3 protein-coding genes and 1 pseudogene are annotated in these 5,465 nt (G+C 65.1%); 2 read left to right on the top strand and 2 right to left on the bottom strand.

Annotation, left to right across the window (positions count from 1 at the left end):
* Positions 1 to 663 (top strand): annotated as a pseudogene (locus VIM98_RS03405) (peptidoglycan-binding protein LysM); the annotation flags it as partial.
* A 75-nt stretch (positions 664 to 738) separates the two neighbouring features.
* Complete coding sequence (locus tag VIM98_RS03400; RefSeq protein WP_331991689.1) at positions 739 to 1,890, top strand: CHASE2 domain-containing protein; 1,152 nt, start codon at positions 739 to 741, stop codon at positions 1,888 to 1,890.
* Between the two features lie 491 nt (positions 1,891 to 2,381).
* Here the strand turns inward: VIM98_RS03400 and VIM98_RS03395 are convergent, their stop codons facing one another.
* Together VIM98_RS03395 and VIM98_RS03390 are read right to left on the bottom strand one after the other, a co-directional pair.
* Positions 2,382 to 4,034 (bottom strand): ABC transporter ATP-binding protein, encoded by a 1,653-nt coding sequence (locus VIM98_RS03395; RefSeq protein WP_331991688.1) that lies wholly within the window; start codon positions 4,032 to 4,034, stop codon positions 2,382 to 2,384.
* A gap of 108 nt (positions 4,035 to 4,142) precedes the next feature.
* Positions 4,143 to 5,162, bottom strand: coding sequence for a serine kinase (locus VIM98_RS03390; protein ID WP_331991687.1), 1,020 nt, complete (start codon positions 5,160 to 5,162; stop codon positions 4,143 to 4,145).
* Positions 5,163 to 5,465: the final 303 nt, after the last annotated feature.

Below are 5,465 nucleotides of genomic sequence, written 5' to 3'. Positions count from 1 at the left end.
CAACTCGAAGGCATCGATGCGGTGTGCCGCTTCAGCATAGCCGCCCACCCGCAGCCGCCACTGATCCTGCAGCCGCAGCCGAACGCGAAAGTGCGTGCCACGCGCCCGTCCTTCAGCTGGACGGAAAATCAGGACGCGGCGTCTTACGCATGGCAGCTGTCACGCGACGCCTCGTTCGATACGCCGCTGGCCGAACAGCCGGCGGTGAAGACCAGCGAAGTGCGCGCACCCGAATCCCTGCCCTATGGCCGCTACTACTGGCGCGTCGCCAGCCGCGACCATGACGGTAAACTCGGGCCGTACACGCAGGCACTGCCATTCGAACTCGTACCCGAGCCGCCTGCGCCTGCGCCGGGCGAACCGACATCCCATCGCGGCGGGCTGGTACTGAGCTGGCCGCAGGGTGCGGAAGGGCAAAGCTATCGCGTGCAGCTGGCGCGGGAGCCCGGCTTCGCTCACCCGGCGATCGACCAAACCCTCGCCACGCCCGAACTGAAACTGGACAAGCTCCGCTCCGGCACCTGGTACGTGCGTGTGCAAACGCTGGACACCGATGGCTACGCCGGTCCTTGGGGCGCGACGCAAAAGACCCGCATCGGCTGCGCGGCCTGTCGCTGGGCTTTGATCGGCGGTGGCGCCGCGCTCGTGTTGTTGATGCTATGACGTCGGTCCGCGCGCGCCATGTCGGCTGATGTCGCCATACGCGCACTTGAACGTGGCCTTGTATGGATGGCCGGAATGGCCGCCGGCCTCCTGCTGGTCGCCGGCGGCGCGACCATGCGCCTGGACAATCTGTTGTACGACACGCACATGCGCCACTGGTCGTACGCACCGGGCGACAACGTGCTGATCGTCGCCATCGACCCGCAAAGCCTGACCGCACTGGGCAACTGGCCCTGGCCGCGCGCCACCCATGCCGAACTGGTGAAAAAGCTGGCGGCGGCGGGCGTGCGCGGCATCGGCATCGACGTGACCATGGCCGAACCCGATGCGCGGCACCCAGAAAACGATCGTGCGTTCGCTGCAGCCATCGGTAGCGCCGGCAATGTCGTGTTGCCGGTCTTCGCCGAGGCGACTGAATTGGGCGGCGTACTGGAAGAAATGCTTCCGCCGCCGGTCATCGCCAGCGAAGCGGCCGCCTTCGGTCATGTCGATGCCTCGAAGGATCCCGATGGCGTTGCGCGCGGCGCGTACCTCAAGGCGGGCCTGGGCCGCCCGCAGTGGCCTTCGTTGGCGCTGGCGCTCTACAACCTGCGCAATCCGTCGCCATTGCAGACGCTGCCCGGTCTGCATCGGCCGAACGAAACCGTGGATTCGCCCTACCAATGGTTGCGCGACGACTATGTACTGCTGCGCTTTGCCGGAGCCTCCGGCAGCTTTAACCAGGTGTCGTACATCGATGTGCTGGATGGCCATATATCCGCCGACCAACTCAAGGGACGCTGGGTCTTGATCGGCGCGACCGCCGAAGGCCTGGGCGATCAATTGCAGACCGCCGCCTCGGTGGCGAACCAACCGATGCCCGGCGTCGAATACCAGGCCAATATCCTCGAATCGCTGCGAGACGGTCGTTTGATTACACCGCTGAACTTGCGCGGCCAGTTGCTGTTCGGCGCGTTGTCGCTGGCCGTCCCCCTGTTGCTGTGGGGTTTGCCCGGCATCCGGCGTACCTGGGTTCTCGCGGTCCCCACACTGGCTGCACCGCTATTGCTCAGCCTTGCCTTGCTGCGCGGGGCGGGATGGTGGTGGCCGCCGGGTGCTTTCTTCACTGTGGCCTTGCTTGGTCTTCTTGCGCATGGCGGCGTCGGCGCGCTCGTGCGCCGGCATGGCGTGCCGAATCGACCTGACGTCGACGAACCTTGGCGCGCGCTCGAAGTGTCCGATCAATAAGTCGCTGCGACTTCGATCATGGGAACCCGCCTAACTTTGTAGGAGCGGCTGCAATCGCGACCGACTGTGACGCAACCGTGGGACGCCACTGAAGGGAACCTCTAAAAACCCCGTCCTATTCGTCATCCCAGGGATGAAAACTGAGGTTTTTCGAGCTCCCCTGTGGTCGTTCCCGCAAGCTAGCTGCATTTTCTGGAAAGCATGTCGCCAAAAAGAATCCCGACGGGCCGAACTCAAAAAGGGGGAAGAGTTCGTTGATGCCCGCCGCGCGCGTCACCGCGGGCCCCTAACCCTTGCGGGATAGGGGGGATAGGGGGCGGAGCCGCCGCCCGGGGGGCGACGACTCCACTTGGCTTGGGGACGTCTTGCCGTCGTCGGAGGGGTGGACGTTCGATCGGCGGCGGCGTGAATAGCTTTGTCGATCGCGCGCAGCGTTGCTATCGGAAAACTCCTAGGCATGACCTAGAGAAGCCTGACTATGCCGGAGGGGATCAGACAGCGGCGGCGCGCTGCACCGAGCCCGTCCGCGTTACCTGCGCAACCAGATCGGCACCGATGCTCAGGGTCTGGTCGGCAAGCATCGCCACGTTGGCACGGTGCGATACGACAATCAGGATAGTCCGCGGCAAGCGGCGCTTGAGTGCCAGCAGAATGGAACGCTCCGCAGCGGCATCGAGCGCACCCGTCGCTTCGTCGAGCACTGCAAGGCAGGGCTGGCGCAGGATGACTTGGGCCAGCAGCACCCGTTGCAGCTCACCGCCGGAAAGACGGCTCGACGCATCGCTGAGTGCCGTATCCAAGCCGTCGCGCGAACTGGCCAGACGCTTGTCCAGGCCGACATCGGCAAGCGCGCTGCCCAACTCTTCATCGCTCGCCTCGGGCGCAGCCCAGCGCAGGCAATCGCGCACCGTGCGCTGCCAGGGGCGTACGCTCTGGCTGACATAGGCGCCGTTACGCACCAACCGGCGATAGTCCTCGAATCCGATACGGCGCTCGCCGAACCGCGCAACGAAAGCGCGCGGCGGCGTCATGCCCGCCAGTACGTCCACCAAGCTGCTCTTGCCGATACCCGAATCGCCTGCGATCAAAGTCAGCTCGCCGGGCACCAGCGCAAGCCCTCGGATATCCAGGCCACCCGGCGGCGGTTGCAGATGCATGTGCTCGATATGCACTGTCCCGTCGAGCGGCACGACCGACGTGGCGATATCGGCGGCAGGCAGTTGCATATAGCGTTGCCATAGCTCGAAGGCAGGTACGGCCGAACGCAATTGCTGAAAACTCTGCCGGGTGGAAACGAGATAGGGCAACAGGCGCCCCAGCAGGAGGCTCACTGCGATCAACGCCGCCTGGTCGATGCCGTGCCAGCGATTGGACAATACGAAGACACCGGCAATACATGCGGCAGCGAGCACTTCCAGCAACAGCCGACCGGAAGCCACCAACTCCAGTTGACGGCGATAGCCCTGCCCAAGCCGCGCGGATATCTGGTCATAGCCGGCCTTTTCGGCTTCCTCGCGCTCGAACGAACGCACGTGACGCAAACGACGCGGAAAATCCTCGCTCTGCCAGAACAGGCGGGTCAGGTCCGATACGTATTGCCGGCTGACCCGCGACTGCTCGCGGCCGAACATCCGCGACGACAGAATGCCCACGCCCAGCAGCACGGGTACCGCCACTACCAGCGACGGCGAAATCCAGCAGGCGAAGCCCAGGCTGATCAGACAGGTCACGCCAGCAACCAGCAATTGCAGCGTGGCGCTGAAACCCTGAATCAGGATCTCACCGTTATGGGTCAGCACCTGGGCAATTTCCGCCGACGTGACATGGGCCAGCGCAGGCAGCGGCGCGTCGATCAGCCGCGCGTGGACCCGGTTGCGCAGGCCCACGCCATAGCGGCTGACCAGGCCGGCACCCAGGCGCGCCGCCTGCCAGCGCGTCAGGGCGAAGCCGACAGTGATGCCGGCGAAGATCGCCGCCTGTAGCTCGATGCTGCCGTGCAGTGCATACAAGCCGTCGGCCAGCGGCAAGGCATGGCCGGGTTGCATCAGCGGGACCAGCGACACTGCCGCCAGGCTACCGGTGAGCGCCGAGCCCAGCGACAACACGACATAGAGCGCCAGCCACGGCAGATCGTCGCGACTCATGGTTCGCATCAGCGTTCGCGGCAGCGCGAGTCCCGGGAGCGTCATCGGTCAGCAAGGTATCGGCATGCGCATAGCGGTGGGTGCTCGTGCGCGGGACAAAGGTTGCCCTCAACAGGCGGAAAGGAAGCCATGCAAGGCAGCGATCGCATCGCGCGGATGGCGTCCGCGGCGCAGACGGTGCACACCGAGATGCACCACGCGCTCGGTAAACAGATCCCAGCCTGGCTGCCCGCAGGCGTACGGTTGGTTCTCGATCAGCAATGCGGCAGCTTCCGCGTCGGGTACGGGCTGGAGGAGACTGTCGGGATCCTCAGCCGTTTCGGCACTCACGAACACCGCGCCGACCAAACGCAAGGGCGCATATGCCGGCCGGCCCGGTGCGTGCCGCAGGTCGACTTCGAATTTCTCCACGCCGCTACGCCGGCGGATCGTCGGCGACTGCACGATCCAGCGTGCGATGGCGGCATCGTCGATAAAGCGCACCGCATCGGACTTCAAGTGCAAGTAATTGGCCACGCCCGTGGCGAGCAGGCTGGCCGGTTGCACGAAGACGGCATCTTCGGCCAGCACGTCAAGGCCGCCCAGCAGACTATGCAATGTCAGCGTGGTTTTGCCGTTGCCGCTATTGCCCAGCAGCAATACACCCCTGCCGCGGTGGCCGACGCAGGCGCCGTGCAGCGGCACCAAGCCCAGTCTGCGCGTGGCCAGGGTGAAGACGGCGAATTCGATCAATTCGTAGCGCAGATGGTAAGCGTGTTCGAGCATGTCGGTGGATGCGACCACCAGCGCGCGCCCCTGTTCGGGCGATAGCACCACATAGTTGGCCTCATCCATCACGCTGCAGATCAGGCCCGCGCCCGATTGCATCGTCATCCCCGGCGGCTCGCCTTTATGCGGCGTGGCGCGGCGCGGCAACAAGCGCAACTCCACCTCGAACTGGGCCTCGGCAGCCAACAGGGGATGCGGCGGCAAGCCGCCGTAAGCGGCTTCGACCAGCCGCAGCAACGCCTCGCTGGCGCTTTCGAAACGAAAGTGGCCGCCCAGGATCTGCTTGCTTACCGAGAAGCGATGGCACACCCGTTCGCGGAACGGATCGGCGGCGACATCATCGCGCTGGGACAAGGCCATAGGGGATCGGTCGTCGGTAGCGAGGTTGTGAGGGCAGGACGGTATGCACAGCGCGTGAGTGCGCTGCCGCACGCAAAAGGTTGCCGATTGCATCGGCGCCGTCTTTTTTGCCGCTGCGGGGCAACCGAACCGGCGCGCAGCGGCACTTACCTCCATCGACGGCGCTGGGCATTGAACGCGCCGGCAGCCTGCCCTCAAGGCGACGACTAGAAGGCCCTGCTCCAGATGCTAAAGATCCAGGTCAGCCACTCCTATTTCCTGCATTACGACCGCAAGCAGTGGGAACGTGGCAAACCCTACCCG

The organism is Dyella sp. (assembly GCF_036568765.1).
GTDB lineage: Bacteria > Pseudomonadota > Gammaproteobacteria > Xanthomonadales > Rhodanobacteraceae > GSA-30.
Note: the sequence above shows the minus strand (reverse complement) of the source record. Positions and strands in the feature narration are given on the sequence as shown.